The organism is Agaribacterium sp. ZY112, from assembly GCF_041346925.1.
Classification (GTDB): domain Bacteria; phylum Pseudomonadota; class Gammaproteobacteria; order Pseudomonadales; family Cellvibrionaceae; genus Agaribacterium.
Genome location: NZ_CP166840.1, coordinates 414,582 through 428,049 on the forward strand (window position 1 = coordinate 414,582; position 13,468 = coordinate 428,049).

Below are 13,468 nucleotides of genomic sequence, written 5' to 3' on the forward strand. Positions count from 1 at the left end.
AAAAGTATTGATTACTATGCTTTCAAATCTTTATTAAAGATCAATCCAGATGTTTTATTGAGGATGATATGAAATTAATACTGTGTAGAGATTGTGGTGACGTTGTTAAGCTGATGCACAACCCAAGACAATGCTTTTGTAGCGCGTCTGGAGGTAGATATACAGGAGTTACTGGAAATGCCGAAGTCTGGGGGCCGATCATTCCTATAGGTTTTCATAACACCAGCTTCTCCACCGCTTTAGAAAACCAACCAGAAAGCGGTCTTGGTAGGGATTTTGTTGCTTTCGTGATACCCAAGGAATGTGATTCCGTTAAGTCTATTGGGGAGGGAAATCCTAAATCATAATTAGTATTCTGTTTTGAAGCCCTATTTACCCCAGGTTCAACTATATTAAACTAATCGTAACCTAAACAAGCCGCAAGGACGCACGCATGTTAACTCTAACCCGAAAACCCTATATCGAAGACTCCTCGGAAGATAGCTCTCAAATTGAGCTTCATACTAATAATGGGCTCGTTGTTATTGAACTCCTTAGTTCAAAAAACGGGCAAGCCAAGATAGGTATTGATGCACCAGAATCGGTGCTAATTCTAAGGTCTGAACTAGCTGGCAGTTAATATTGTAAAAGGGCGATGTCAGGCCGACATATAGAGGACTTAAAACATCGATAGGCGCTAAATCCTACCATTAATGTAGTGTTTAAAAGGGCTTTTTATATGTTTTCTCAAGCTTATGCTTTAACGTAAGGTGTAGTAGCTCAGATTTGGCCTGAACTACTACACGTAAGACCCAGTTCAAAAGCATGTCCACTTAGTGAAGTGCCGTGTAAGCTGGTTGAATAGCATCTTGAGCCACCACTTTGGTAGCCCAGCCTCCTCTTTAAGCAATCGATAAGCCTTCTTTATAGCCTTAGGATTGCTATAGTCTTTTCAGGCTGCCTCTACTGATCCCCCTGACGGCGAAAGCAATAAAAGTTAACTTGGAAGGCCTTTATAATACTCCTAAGCCACCTTTAATCACTCAAAAATTCCCGCAGATCTTTTAAGCTTCAGAATTAAATATTCCTCGAAGTTATTTGCTGCTCTTTGCAGATCACCGTCAAATGGGTCAAAGGAATAGACCACGCCAGAATTATTGTCCAAGATTTCCCACCATTCATTACTTTCATTAATAAGCACTAAATAGTTGTGACCTAAATTAGGATGAAGCTTACGAAATGCCAGGGTCTCTCCTAGGACAGTTCCTTCTGCATCTGATTTAGGGTTTCCAGCCTCAATTCCGCAGTAAGCGGTATTCGAAATAAGGAGGCTTCCATATGTCTGTAAAAACCACTTGTAATCATCAACAAAACTTAGATTCAAGGAGCCTTCAACAAACGTAATATCTTCAAGATCTGTAATCGGTGCCCCATAATCAATCCCCAATCCATCGCTGGCCACATCTTGTAGTAATTTATCAAATGTTATTTTATTCAAGTTCTAAAGCCCTTTGTTTCGCCTTCATTGCCATTTCTACAATAGCGCAAAGTGCATAATAGCTCATAGCGCTTGATGATCTATTAGATGGATGCCAGAAGTTTACATATATGATTTTATTAGAAACATATGCGCGGTCACTAACTTTGACTTTATTAACAAGCTTGTTACAAATTAATGGCCACGTTTTTCCGCACACAACTATTTGAGGGGCAATGCTATTGATCTGTCAACTAATAAGACCCCAATCTTCATCGACGTATTTCATAAGATCTTTCTGACTAGAAGATTTTGCGCCACTGCTTTTTTTGAGATTAACAATTGATGATGAAAGCAGAGCTTTTTCAACATCATCATTATTCTCCACAAATGATGTAGGTAGGCCTCGTTTCTTAAAGGACTTAGGCGCCAACGCAATCCAGTAGGATTCGCCCTGGAAATGATTACGCGAAGCACCGAGATAACCAAGATCATGCACAGTGGCTGCTGGACAGCCATTCGGATGCTTAAGCGACTCACCGAAACCCTAAAATAACTTGAACACTTAAGCTACATCAAGCTATCCTCGGCACATAGTCATTTTCGACCAACCGAAAAAATGCCAACCACACGTGACTTATTAATGGGGTACGCCCTCAGCGTGTGGCTCTGGCACCCTCTTCAAGCTCGTTACCAATGAAATTGCAGCCCTGATCGATGCCGGCTTTACAAAACAAAAGCTAAGCAGTCGCGAACACCCAGACCCAGCTACGGCTAATCACATCATCGATCTCGTTAATAAAGTAAAAGCACCCCCATTCTTACGCGTAAGCGTCTATATCGAGTGTTTTACTATGATACACCACCATTTAAAAAGTCTCTTTCACGCCAAGGGTCTGAAAAACTACATCGGGGATGCATGGCGCCTGCTTGGGCTTAGAGTTGGCATACAAGAGGTAGAAACGGGTTCAGATGGATGGGGCACTAAGAAGCACTATCGCAAGCTGATGGCGAGTTATAGTATACGAGCTAGCATGGGTGACGTAGGCGCGTGTTGGGATAATGCGGTAGTGGAAAGGCTCTTCGGGAGCCTCAAGTATGATTGGCTATTGAAAGTGCCACAGCTCACAAGAGAGCACATGAAAAACGATGTCGCAGCTTATATGCGATATTACAATTTAGACAGGCTGCATACCGCTAACAACGATATGTCGCCAATTACCTATGAAAATTCCTTTAGGAAAGTGTCCGGTTTAACTTGAGCAGAACACTCCAAGCATTTTCCATTTTTTTGTCAGGTTTCGTAGTTACATTTTCCGATTGTCGTACTATTTTAAGGTGTACCCTACAAAACTTGCGTTAAGTTTACTTACACTTAACACTAGGTATGTCGTACCATTGTGTTAAATAATTAGACGACAATCTTTCTTGGCGCATTGCAAATTTCTGTGACGCTTTTTGTCGTGCTAACTTTACTGTGCCCCTTGAAAACCTCTTATCAATATCATCCATAATACGCATAAGTGCGGCGCTTTTATTATTTTCCTCGATGGAAAATAAATCGCCCTGCCAGCTACTTGCTGGGCGTAGTTCGATAAGACCTACACCCGCCTTGGCGTAGCGATAACCTTCTTTGTAAATGCGCTCAACTATTTGGCATGCAAGGTTTGCGATTCTGCGACTGTCGTTACTTCCACCAGGTATCTTTTCGCTGTATTCATCGGCAAATACGTTCGCATCAAAACGGCTAGTTAGAATAAACACGCTCAAGCGCCCTGCATATAGCTCTTGAGATCTAAGTTTTTCACATGCTCGAGCAACAAAGTTAGCGACAGCGGCTTTCAGGTCATCTACAGATGTGACTTTTTCTCCAAAGCTTCGACTGCAAACTACGGTCTGCCGCACTTCAGGTACCAACTCCATCGGTATACACGACTGGCCATTTAGCTCTTTAATCGTTCTAGCTAGGCAAACACCATTTAAAGCTCGAGCCTGTTCTTCCGACATAGCTGCAAGCTGTGCAGCAGTCTGAATACCCATCGCCGTAAGTTTCTTATTCAGCCTCCGCCCCACACCCCAGACTTCCGAAACAGGTACCCGCTCACTTAACCAGATACGCTGACGTAAGTTCTCGATAATACAAACGCCATTTAAGCTTGGGATTTTTTTGGCGGCATACTGACCGAGCTTCGCTAATGTTTTGGTAGATCCAACTGACACACCCATAGGAATTCTCTGCTCACGATATACGCGCTGACGTAGGTGCTGAGCCAATGGCTTAAGCTCCCCCTCTGGCACAGCAGTAAAATCGCAAAACCCTTCATCTATACTGTAGACCTCTAGGCTTGGTACCTCTGATTCAAGAGTGCTCATTATGCGGCGGCTGATCTCGCCATAGAGGGCATAGTTCGAGCTAAAGACCTCGACTCCCGCTTTTTGAATCAAGGCTTTATGCTTAAAGAATGGGGCAAATGACGGAATACCTAAATCTTTGGCTTGCTGATTAAGAGCGACAACGCAGCCATCGTTATTGCTCAAGACAACGATGGGTTTTCCTCGAAGATCAGGACGAAACACCGTTTCACAACTAGCGTAGAAAGAGCGTTGATCGCACAAAGCAAACACAACTATACCTGCATCGTGTTCTTGATCACCCAAATCACAATGCCTTCGATAATGGTATCAAGGTCTTCGGTAATGGGTATGGGAGGAAAGCTAGAGTTTGCCGCCAGTAAGCGCTGTTGCTTTAAGTCGAGTTGTTTGCAGGTTAATTCACCGCATACACTGACAATTGCTATAGCGCCTTGAACATAGGGCTGAGCTCTATCCACCACTAATAGATCGCCGTCGTTTATGCCCGCGCCATGCATAGACTCCCCCTCGGCCCGCGCAAAGAAGGTCGATGCTGGGTGCTTAATCAGGTACTCCGAGAGATTGAGTGTCTCTTCACTAAAGTCATCTGCAGGCGAAGGAAAGCCACAGGGTACTTTTGAGCTGTACAGGGCATAGCGGTGAAGCTTGGTATTAGGCTCTTCTGGGATAAGATCGTGGGCGATGAAAACAGGCATAATTTCTAACAACACAACTGTATATATGTACAGCATAGCACAAAATAAGCTCACGCCTAAGAGCTTGCCTTCCCTACTTTTTATAGCTCTAAACTAGGTTAAGCTTATAGAGAAGTTCGACGGTAAAATAATACAAGCACCCACAAACTCAAAAGATTCACCTTAATTCACCGCGCACCGATGAATTAATCATGAGGCGGTGAATTAAGGTGAAACAGATAAAGCTAAATAACCCTTGGCCATCTTCTATAAAGTAATGGCTTAAAATAGGTGCTGCCACTTGCCCTTGCAGAAAATAAATACCTGATGGAACCACTGCATAGACAACTAAGCCATTGATTTATATTAAGACTCAAGAAAAGGATGAAACTTTAATGTCACCCAAAATCAGAGTAGTACCTGCTCTCATCGCGCAAAGTATGATACTTTAAGAAATCGACATTATAGCCTGCCCAGTAAACACGGGGGCTCCAGAGCAGGGAAAGTATGATACTTTATTGTCAATCTACATACGAAAAAGGGCATACATACATGCCCTTTTTTATTCCCAAGTGATACCCATGAAAAAACTATTATTATCATTAAGCCTATGCGGCCTATGTACCTCAGCGCTGAGCCAAGATAAGTCTGAGCAAGACGATAACAAAGAAGGTAAGCGCTGGTATGCGTTTACTTTTGAAAATGATTTATTCGCATTTAGTGACGACGGTTTTACCAATGGTGTTGCATACGCTTGGGGTTACGGTTCGTATGACAAACTAGAAGAGCAACCCGCACCTAAATGGATTAAGGGATTCAACTCTAAGCTGGGTCTTTATGGCAAACACGCTGACAAGTTTGCTGTTGGTTATGGCCTTGCTCAAGGCATGTATACCCCTGACAACATTGAAACCAGTGAATTAGTGGAAGACGACCGACCTTATGCCGGCACACTTTTATGGAATACTCGTTCTCGAGCGTACGACAACAAGATCGCGAATAGCCGAGGTTTGACCCTGGGAATTATTGGTCCCGCCGCTATGGCCGAGCAGGCCCAGAAATTTATTCACGACATCACCAATGGCACGGAGCCAATGGGCTGGGATCATCAAATACAGAACGAAGCTGTGTTTCGCTTAGATGCCGAACACACAAGACGCCTGTATGCGAGTCACTCCGACTTTTTTGATGTCAGCTCTTACTCTATTGGTGGTCTTGGTAACTTGCGCAGTGATATTGGTACAGGTTTGATTTTCCGCCTAGGGGACTCACTTGCCGAAACCTACGCGTATGTTGATCCGGACCCTGCACGCTCTATCAACACCTCAGCCGCGCGCTTTGGCTCAGAGTTCCAATGGCAATTTCAGTTTGCCATGCACGCGCTTTATGTCTTTAACGATATCACCATTGATGGCAATACATTTAAAGACAGCCATTCAGTTGATTTAATTAATGAGCAGGCAATAGCGAGTATCGGTTTAAGTGCGACGTGGCATGATTGGTCCGCAACATTTGCAATGATGCGCGGAACAGATACATTTGAAGGGCAGCTAACTGATACACAGTTTGGTGCAATCAGTATTGGATATCATCACTAGCTCAAAGCATATTAGTCGTTAATTAACACAGTTATTAATAGGAGTATTAACGAGCTGTGTTCAATGCGGCAACAAAGCTTGCTGCATTTTCACGAAGTTGAGTCATGCTCATACCCGCACTATAAAGGGCTGCACCCAAACCGAAACCATTAGCACCAATATCAAGCCACGGCTTCATGCTCTCACTTTGTGCATTAATACCACCAACAGGAAAACACAAAGTTCCTACAGGCAATACTGATTTTAAGGCTTTAAAACCAGCATAAGCTACTTGTGACGCAGGAAATAATTTCAAGCCACTTGCACCTGCAGCCAATGCTGAAAAGGCCTCGCTAGGTGTGACAATTCCGGGAAAACAAACACAATTAGCCTGTACAGCAGCTTTTATCACGTCAATATTTAAATTAGGGGTCACCACTAAATTGGCCCCAGTATCGATGACCGCTTCTGCCTCGGCTAAGGTTGTTACCGTACCCGCACCAACTAAATATTTATTTGAGTCGGTATCGACATAACTATCGGCAAGTAATTTAATGCTGTTAAGCGCCTCGGGGCTATTTAAGGGCACTTCAATCATCGTAAACCCTTCTTCAGTTAAAACTTTGGCAGCATCAAGCACCTCTGCGGGCTCTATACCACGTAAAATGGCAATAAGCGGTAGGTGGTTTTCTAGTTCAAGCTTTTTCAGCATCAAAACGCTCCTTTGATAAAACTTTCATGCCCGCCAAAAAGCACTGATCACCACTATAGTATTGGCACAGTAAGCTTAAGTGCTCGGCAGCTAATAAATAACGCTGGCAGAGTGACTGCCCACCAACAACATAATGTAAATCAGTGCCAATAGTTTTTAATTCTGCACCAATTAACATGCCACTTAAATAATCGAGTACCTCATCGGGCTTTAGATTATTGAACAAGCGATGCGTCCACGAACGAAATAGCACGGCCATTAACTCTTCAGAGCAATACCCTTCTGACACACCACGCAAAAAAGCACTATCCGATGAGCCAATTGTTGCCTGGTTTAAGTCACGAGAAAAAAGCATTTGCTTACTTAGCACAGAAAATAGCTCACCTGTCATATAGGTTTTAAAAGCATTAATCTGGCCCTGAGACATCAACGCATGCTTAGAGTGCGTTCCAGGTAAAATAACCTTTAACTGATTTTCGCCAAGTAAAGCCTGCAAGCCAATTAATTGAACCTCTTCACCACGCATAACATCATAAATACCTGCCTCCGGTTCATGACTAAGGCCCGGTATAATGTAAGCTTTGGCGCCCCAAGGTAACGTTAAAGCATGTGCCGCGGCAGACAACTCAGCAGCACCGGCCGAGCTTGAAACATAAGGCACATTCACCCAGCCCTTTAAGGAACCAACCATACCTGCCATGAGTATCGGCATGGCTTTGTATGAAGCTAAATGTTCTTCCAGCAAACTCTGCAAGGTAGAGGAAAAAGCACCAGATTCCACACTCAATAAGCCCCGCTCACTTGCAAAGGAGTCTACGAGTTCATCCTCAGCATCCACGACAAAGGCTCGAAAGTTGGTTGTGCCCCAATCAATAAGAAGACGCTGACCGCAGGATTCTTTTTTATCCATCTTAAATCTCTAACAATTAATACTTAAACAGAGCTTAGAAACACACCTACATTAACATTTTAATAAGCAGTGCAAACGGAGCTTCTACATACAAATGACTAAATCTTACTTCTTAAGCCTCTCACTATTTACGCCAAAGCGGCCTATTCCAAGATTAATCTATCTAACACACTGAACAACTTAGCCATGAGTTGCTACAATGCCACACAAGGACCGTTAAGGATAAACTATGAAGCACATAAAACAACTTGCCTCTGCCGCACTATTGCTCTCTATCGCAGGCCAGAGTTACGCTCAAGACCCTAGCTGGGACTTTCTCCAATTTAGCTATGAAAATGTCAGTGATAACGAGAATAACAGCGATTACCGCCCCTCAGGTTTAGGCATTGCCGGCGCAAGCAGTATCAATGACAGCGGCCTACTTTATATTCGTTATCAACGCGCCACAGATGAAATTGGCGAAGATAAATTTGAGCTTGAAAACCTAAATATCTCAGCAGGTGGTCGTTTCAACGTTTGGAAACAAACAGATCTATATGGCTTGGTAGGTTATGCTAATCGCCAACTAGAAGGTGTGGTTGATCGCAGTGATGACGGCATTGTCCTAACCTTAGGTGTGCGATCAGTCTTAATTGCCGACTTAGAGCTTGGTCTCTCAGGGAGCCAGATCAACTATGCCCAAGGCGCAGAAACAGAATTTAACCTTAGCGCACAATACTATTTTGCCCCCAGTTTCTCCGTTGGTGCCGCCTATATTTCAGCCGACACCACCGATACAACCCAAGTACAAATGAGCGTTCACTTTTAATCAGCCCCAGCCTCTCTAGCAGGGCTTATTCACTCTACATAGAGCGCTGATCAATTCGATTTCTAAATTGCTCAGCGCTTTCCTTACGCTCAGAGTAACGATCAGTTAAGTAACCAACTTTACCGCGCAGTAGATGCGTGAACTTTAGTAGCTCTTCACATACATCAAACACCCTGTCGTAATACGACGAGGCTTTCATACGATCATTATCGTCAAATTCCAACCACGCTTTGGCAACCGAGCTTTGATTAGGGATGGTGTACATGCGCATCCAGCGCCCGAGTATACGCATCTGATTAACCGCATTAAATGACTGTGAGCCACCGCATACTTGCATCACCGCCAACACTTTACCCTGTGTTGGTCGCACAGCCTGCAAAGCCAAGGGAATCCAATCTATCTGACACTTCATAATACCGGTCATCGCACCGTGACGCTCAGGGCTACACCAAACCATGGCCTCAGACCATAAAACCAAAGAGCGCAGCTCATCAACCTTGGGGTGATCAGCTTCCGCATCATCAGGTAGCGGCAATCCACTTGGATTAAAGGTTCGGCATTCGGCGCCGAGTGTAGTCAATATTCTTGCCGCTTCTTCGGTCACCAAACGACTAAAAGAACGCTCTCTTAACGAGCCATAAAGTAAAAGAATCTTAGGTTTAGAGCCTGTGGCTACGCGCTCACTAAGCGCATCCAAATCAATCGCCTGAAAACACTCAGCATCGACATTTGGCATATCACTAACAAGGTCAGCGGAATCTATTTTTGACATCAAAAACACCTAGGATGTGTACAGTTACAAGATCAAGTAAACTTAACACAACAACGGCTTTAACACTGCCCGCAACACAGGCCTAAGGTCTATACGATAAGAAAATACCCGCTTTTGAAAACCGAAAAATAGGGGTAGATATGCTATAAAACTGCCTCGCTTAGCTCCACCATATCTAGCATAAGCACATGCTAGATATTCACAATTTCACCGCTAGCAGATACAACAGCATCACCTGCTGTACGCAAGCTAAGCGCGCCACTTTCACCTTTTTCTACATCTAGATGAATAAAGCTTTGCCGCTTATTAAGCTCCCCACGCATGACTGTGAGACTGTGTGTGCCTTGAGGAACTTGCTCATGCTCACAAAGGTAAGCGGCAAAAGCAGGCATCGCCTCTCCTATAGCAGGGTCGGCATGAGCCGCGTCACCACGGCGTAGAAGACGAGCATGGAAGTCAGCCGCCAAGCCCCCTGTGCTTGGCACATGCAATAAGATACGATCAACCAGCGCTTCTGGTAGCGATGATTCGGCCCAGGCTGTCGTATTTAACTCAGCCGCTCTCAAAGCCTCATAGCTTTTCAACGCAATAATAAGATAGGGCAAACCGCAGGCAGCAATAAAACACTGATAACTCGTCGTATTCACATCATCAGGATTCACACGAATAATACGAGCTAAGTCCGCAATATCAGGTACAAAGTGATCAAACTCGGGACTTAGGCTCTGACGCCAAAGAAAAGGGTATTTGTGCTCCCCAGTATCAATCGCCGCTTCAAAGCTACTATCACCAGCATCGATCTTCACTTGCTCTAATTTAGCTCCGGCGCCTGCACCATGCACATGTTTTAAGGCAGCAAGACCGGCAATAATCGTATGACCACCAGCCCCGCAAGAGCCCTGCGCATTAAAAAAACGAAAGCCATAGCAGCCTGAACTCGCCTCAGCTGAGTCAATAAACACCGTATCACTTGGCATAATTTCCTCAGCCAAATGCTGGCACTGCCCTGAAGATATGTCTCCAGCATCGGTAAACACTGCAACTGGAACACCACCAAAAACAGAATCACTAAACGCATCGACAACCAAATAATTAGCACTCATCACCGCCTCCTCGACATATACAAACTGTCAAAGCCAAACGCGACTTAACATTAAAAGGCCACGACAGATCTTTATTCAGTGTAGATCTTGTACGGTTTATTTCCTGCCAAAACGTAGAGAGCAGTAAAAGCGCTTACTCATGCGCCTTGCTTTTATGCTCACATAATTTTAAAGCTGTGACTTTCGCATCAACAACGCCTGTTGCAACCAAGGCCAAAGATCGCTGGGTACCATCATGCTGTATCAGTAATTGCTCGTGTTGCGCATCTAAGCGCGCCAACTGTAAACGGCTTTGATAGGCGTCATTAACCATATCAACCACCAATAAGACCGATGTCAACAACAGCAATAACGGTAATAACCAGCTCGAGCTTTGCTCAGAGAAGAAACGCTGAGGCTTTGAAGATGCTGCTTCATCACAGTCTTTAGCTATAGCGCTGCAATTAAAAGTATTGAAGATGGGAGTGCCTTTAGCTATTGAGCTTACAGAATCCAAATTGACATCTTGCATGGCTATCGATTGCCCCAAAACAATAAAATCAGGGCTATTCATAGAGAGGTAAACGGCCAATTCTGCTTCGCTGTGTAGCACATCAATGCAAAGTTCTGAACCAACAACTGACTTTTTAAGCTGTTCAGATTCAACCTCATTCGCACTAACAATAAGCACACGACTCATACTCACCCCTTACCTATTAGCTGCTTGTCACTCAACTAATTAATACGCTGTTCAAGAAAGAATATTTATAACGATAGTCTGCATATCAAGGCTGTCTAACTTTAGGGCTACTCAATAAGAAGAGTCAGCAGCTAGAACACCGTGACTTGCAATAACAAATTTAGGTCGCATTATTAGCAGTGGCTTACAAACAAAGCCTGCCGACATTCATTGATTGAGAAGCTCATGACAAACAACGTCCTATTAGAAACCCATACCCTGCCTCCATTTAAGGCCATTAAAGCGTCACAAGTTGTTGAGGCTGTTCAGACCCTCACTCAAAATAACAATGCGGCTTTAGAGAGCCAGCTAAGTGAGCTGGATTCGCCAGAATCTATTAGCTGGCAAAGTCTTGCCGAAGCCTTAGAACAGCGTGAAGACCAACTTAGTCAAGCTTGGTCCCCCGTCAGCCACTTAAACCTTGTTTGTAACAGTAATGAACTTCGAGATGCTCATGAGCAAGCCCTCGCCTTATTAAGCCCCTATTACACAGGTATGGGGCAAAACAAAAAGTTAATGCAAGCCTGGCAAGCCCTAAAAACAAGCAGCGAGGCCAATAGCTACAGCCAAGCTCAACTCACTACTATTGAACACGCCCTACGAGATTTCCACCTAAGTGGTATCGACCTAGAGTCGGAGCAACAACAACTTTTCGCCGACAATCAAGCCAAGCTATCTCAGTTAAGCAGCCAATTTAGTAATCATGTTTTGGATGCGACTCAAGGCTGGCATTACCACTGTGACGATGAAAGCGAACTGGCAGGCTTACCCGACAGTATTATTGCAGCGGCCAAAGCGGCAGCCACAAAAAAAGAGCTGGACGGGTGGGTGCTTACATTAGACGGCCCTGTTTATGTGGCAGTCATGACCTTTGCAGATAAACGCGAATTACGCCAAGCATTCTACCAAGCCTACAATACCCGAGCTTCAGACCAAGGCCCCAACGCAAATAAGTGGGACAATAACCCGCTTATTGAGGAAACACTGCAACTGCGCCATGAGCAGGCCCAGCTGCTCTCATTTAATAACTTCGCCGAACTCAGCCTTGCCACCAAAATGGCTCAAAGCCCCGACCAAGTATGCGAATTTTTACGTGATATCGCCAACAAAGCTAAACCCGCAGCCTTAGAAGACTTACAAGAACTAACACAGTGGGTAAGTGCCAACTATCAGAAAAAAACGCTAAAGCCTTGGGATATAGGTTATTACAGTGAAAAACTTCGCCAAGCTAAATACGATGTAAGCCAAGAAGAGATCCGCCAATACTTCACTCTTCCAAAAGTACTACAGGGCTTATTTCAAGTAGCCTCCAAGCTCTACAACATTGATGTCATAGAACGCAGCGAAGAGGTTGAGCTCTGGCATGAAGACGCGCGCTATTTTGACATTGAAAAAGACGGCCAGAAAATCGCCGCTTTTTACCTCGACTTATATGCCCGTGAAGGCAAACGAGGTGGGGCCTGGATGGATGTTTGTCGCACACGCCGTCAAACCGCAAATGGCCTGCAACTACCTGTTGCCTACCTAGTATGTAATTTCAATCCAGCAAGCGCAGAACAACCCGCCTTACTTAGCCACAGCGATGTCACCACCCTCTTCCACGAATTTGGCCACGGCTTACACCATATGCTAACTCAAATGGATCTTGCTTCTGTAAGTGGTATTGCAGGCGTAGAGTGGGATGCTGTTGAGCTACCTAGCCAACTTATGGAGAACTGGTGCTGGCAAGCCCCTGTACTCAAAGAACTCAGTGCTCATGTCGATACAGGGGAAGCCCTAAGTGATGAGCTCATTGAAAAAATGATCGCAGCTAAAAACTTTCAAAGCGGCTTATTTCTGGTCAGACAAGTTGAATTTGCCTTATTTGATATGGAGCTACATCGCCATTTTTCCAGCGACAACTACCAAGGTGTGCAAGCCTGCCTCGACCAAATCCGCAAAGAAGTCGCCGTCATTCAGGTTCCCGAATGGAACCGTTTTCAATGTGGCTTTAGTCATATTTTTGCAGGTGGCTATTCAGCGGGCTATTACAGCTATCTATGGGCCGAAGTCCTCAGTGCTGATGTCTTTTCTGCTTTTGAAGAAAAAGGCCTATTTGACCAAGAGACAGGGCAACGTTTTTTGCAATGCATACTCAGCCAAGGCGGCAGCCAAAGTGCAGCCACCTTGTTTAAAAACTTTAGAGGCCGCGACGTTAGTCCAGAAGCTTTTTTACGCCACAAGGGTATTGCTAACTAAAGCAAACAAGGAAAGTATTAGCGTTCCGCCCGCACTCTGTACTTAAGGTTAGCGCCATAACGAGGCTAGCCTTAAGCAAGCGCTAAAAAACTAAGCTATAAGGAAAGAATACAAATAAGAAGTAGCA

General features: G+C 44.5%; 13 protein-coding genes and 1 pseudogene. 5 read left to right on the forward strand and 9 right to left on the reverse strand.

All coding sequences use genetic code 11. The annotated features are described in order from the left end of the window. Positions 1 to 433: 433 nt before the first annotated feature. Positions 434 to 619 (forward strand): carbon storage regulator, encoded by a 186-nt coding sequence (locus tag AB1S55_RS01805; RefSeq protein ID WP_370980072.1) that lies wholly within the window; start codon positions 434 to 436, stop codon positions 617 to 619. Between the two features lie 399 nt (positions 620 to 1,018). Here the strand turns inward: AB1S55_RS01805 and AB1S55_RS01810 are convergent, their stop codons facing one another. Continuing rightward, complete coding sequence (locus AB1S55_RS01810) at positions 1,019 to 1,477, reverse strand: SMI1/KNR4 family protein (protein ID WP_370980073.1); 459 nt, start codon at positions 1,475 to 1,477, stop codon at positions 1,019 to 1,021. A gap of 229 nt (positions 1,478 to 1,706) precedes the next feature. Further along, entirely contained in the window at positions 1,707 to 1,955 is a 249-nt protein-coding gene (locus AB1S55_RS01815) for a hypothetical protein (RefSeq protein WP_370980074.1), read from the reverse strand. A gap of 505 nt (positions 1,956 to 2,460) precedes the next feature. Between AB1S55_RS01815 and AB1S55_RS01820 the strand changes: the two are divergent. Further along, a pseudogene (locus AB1S55_RS01820) lies at positions 2,461 to 2,718 on the forward strand (integrase core domain-containing protein); the annotation flags it as partial. Positions 2,719 to 2,821: 103 nt separating this feature from the next. Here AB1S55_RS01820 and AB1S55_RS01825 read toward each other — a convergent pair. Together AB1S55_RS01825 and AB1S55_RS01830 are read right to left on the reverse strand one after the other, a co-directional pair. Beyond that, positions 2,822 to 4,114 carry a Y-family DNA polymerase gene (locus tag AB1S55_RS01825; RefSeq protein WP_370980075.1) on the reverse strand — a complete coding sequence of 431 codons (1,293 nt, stop codon included), beginning with the start codon at positions 4,112 to 4,114 and terminating at the stop codon, positions 2,822 to 2,824. Next, a complete protein-coding gene (locus AB1S55_RS01830) occupies positions 4,084 to 4,524 on the reverse strand; it encodes a LexA family protein (RefSeq protein WP_370980076.1) in 441 nt (146 codons plus the stop codon). Before AB1S55_RS01830 ends, AB1S55_RS01825 begins: the two co-directional genes overlap by 31 nt. 560 nt (positions 4,525 to 5,084) lie before the next feature. Between AB1S55_RS01830 and AB1S55_RS01835 the strand changes: the two genes are divergently transcribed. Next, positions 5,085 to 6,101 carry a lipid A deacylase LpxR family protein gene (locus AB1S55_RS01835; RefSeq protein WP_370980077.1) on the forward strand — a complete coding sequence of 339 codons (1,017 nt, stop codon included), beginning with the start codon at positions 5,085 to 5,087 and terminating at the stop codon, positions 6,099 to 6,101. 46 nt (positions 6,102 to 6,147) lie between these two features. Here the strand turns inward: AB1S55_RS01835 and AB1S55_RS01840 are convergent, their stop codons facing one another. Then, positions 6,148 to 6,792: a 2-dehydro-3-deoxy-6-phosphogalactonate aldolase gene (locus AB1S55_RS01840; RefSeq protein WP_370980078.1), complete on the reverse strand. Its 645-nt coding sequence runs from the start codon at positions 6,790 to 6,792 to the stop codon at positions 6,148 to 6,150. Then, positions 6,776 to 7,702 carry a 2-dehydro-3-deoxygalactonokinase gene (locus AB1S55_RS01845; RefSeq protein ID WP_370980079.1) on the reverse strand — a complete coding sequence of 309 codons (927 nt, stop codon included), beginning with the start codon at positions 7,700 to 7,702 and terminating at the stop codon, positions 6,776 to 6,778. Before AB1S55_RS01845 ends, AB1S55_RS01840 begins: the two co-directional genes overlap by 17 nt. Before the next feature lie 229 nt (positions 7,703 to 7,931). Between AB1S55_RS01845 and AB1S55_RS01850 the strand changes: the two genes are divergently transcribed. Beyond that, entirely contained in the window at positions 7,932 to 8,510 is a 579-nt protein-coding gene (locus AB1S55_RS01850; RefSeq protein ID WP_370980080.1) for an outer membrane beta-barrel protein, read from the forward strand. Between the two features lie 34 nt (positions 8,511 to 8,544). Here AB1S55_RS01850 and arsH read toward each other — a convergent pair whose 3' ends face one another. From arsH to AB1S55_RS01865, 3 genes are all read right to left on the reverse strand, one after another. Beyond that, positions 8,545 to 9,282 carry an arsenical resistance protein ArsH gene (gene arsH, locus AB1S55_RS01855; RefSeq protein WP_370980081.1) on the reverse strand — a complete coding sequence of 246 codons (738 nt, stop codon included), beginning with the start codon at positions 9,280 to 9,282 and terminating at the stop codon, positions 8,545 to 8,547. 191 nt (positions 9,283 to 9,473) lie between these two features. Next, positions 9,474 to 10,385 carry a PhzF family phenazine biosynthesis protein gene (locus tag AB1S55_RS01860; protein ID WP_370980082.1) on the reverse strand — a complete coding sequence of 304 codons (912 nt, stop codon included), beginning with the start codon at positions 10,383 to 10,385 and terminating at the stop codon, positions 9,474 to 9,476. A 133-nt stretch (positions 10,386 to 10,518) separates the two neighbouring features. Beyond that, entirely contained in the window at positions 10,519 to 11,064 is a 546-nt protein-coding gene (locus AB1S55_RS01865; protein ID WP_370980083.1) for a hypothetical protein, read from the reverse strand. Between the two features lie 225 nt (positions 11,065 to 11,289). Here AB1S55_RS01865 and AB1S55_RS01870 point away from each other — a divergent pair, with 225 nt between their 5' ends. Further along, entirely contained in the window at positions 11,290 to 13,341 is a 2,052-nt protein-coding gene (locus tag AB1S55_RS01870; protein WP_370980084.1) for a M3 family metallopeptidase, read from the forward strand. The last annotated feature ends 127 nt before the right edge of the window (positions 13,342 to 13,468 follow it).

What these genes read in the sequence shown, in the direction of transcription:
- AB1S55_RS01805 (WP_370980072.1), top strand. Translation starts at nt 434, where the DNA reads ATGTTAACTCTAACCCGAAAACCCTATATCGAAGACTCCTCGGAAGAT.
- AB1S55_RS01830 (WP_370980076.1), bottom strand. Translation starts at nt 4,524, where the DNA reads ATGCCTGTTTTCATCGCCCACGATCTTATCCCAGAAGAGCCTAATACC.
- AB1S55_RS01835 (WP_370980077.1), top strand. Translation starts at nt 5,085, where the DNA reads ATGAAAAAACTATTATTATCATTAAGCCTATGCGGCCTATGTACCTCA.
- AB1S55_RS01840 (WP_370980078.1), bottom strand. Translation starts at nt 6,792, where the DNA reads ATGCTGAAAAAGCTTGAACTAGAAAACCACCTACCGCTTATTGCCATT.
- AB1S55_RS01845 (WP_370980079.1), bottom strand. Translation starts at nt 7,702, where the DNA reads ATGGATAAAAAAGAATCCTGCGGTCAGCGTCTTCTTATTGATTGGGGC.
- AB1S55_RS01850 (WP_370980080.1), top strand. Translation starts at nt 7,932, where the DNA reads ATGAAGCACATAAAACAACTTGCCTCTGCCGCACTATTGCTCTCTATC.
- arsH (WP_370980081.1), bottom strand. Translation starts at nt 9,282, where the DNA reads ATGTCAAAAATAGATTCCGCTGACCTTGTTAGTGATATGCCAAATGTC.
- AB1S55_RS01860 (WP_370980082.1), bottom strand. Translation starts at nt 10,385, where the DNA reads ATGAGTGCTAATTATTTGGTTGTCGATGCGTTTAGTGATTCTGTTTTT.
- AB1S55_RS01865 (WP_370980083.1), bottom strand. Translation starts at nt 11,064, where the DNA reads ATGAGTCGTGTGCTTATTGTTAGTGCGAATGAGGTTGAATCTGAACAG.
- AB1S55_RS01870 (WP_370980084.1), top strand. Translation starts at nt 11,290, where the DNA reads ATGACAAACAACGTCCTATTAGAAACCCATACCCTGCCTCCATTTAAG.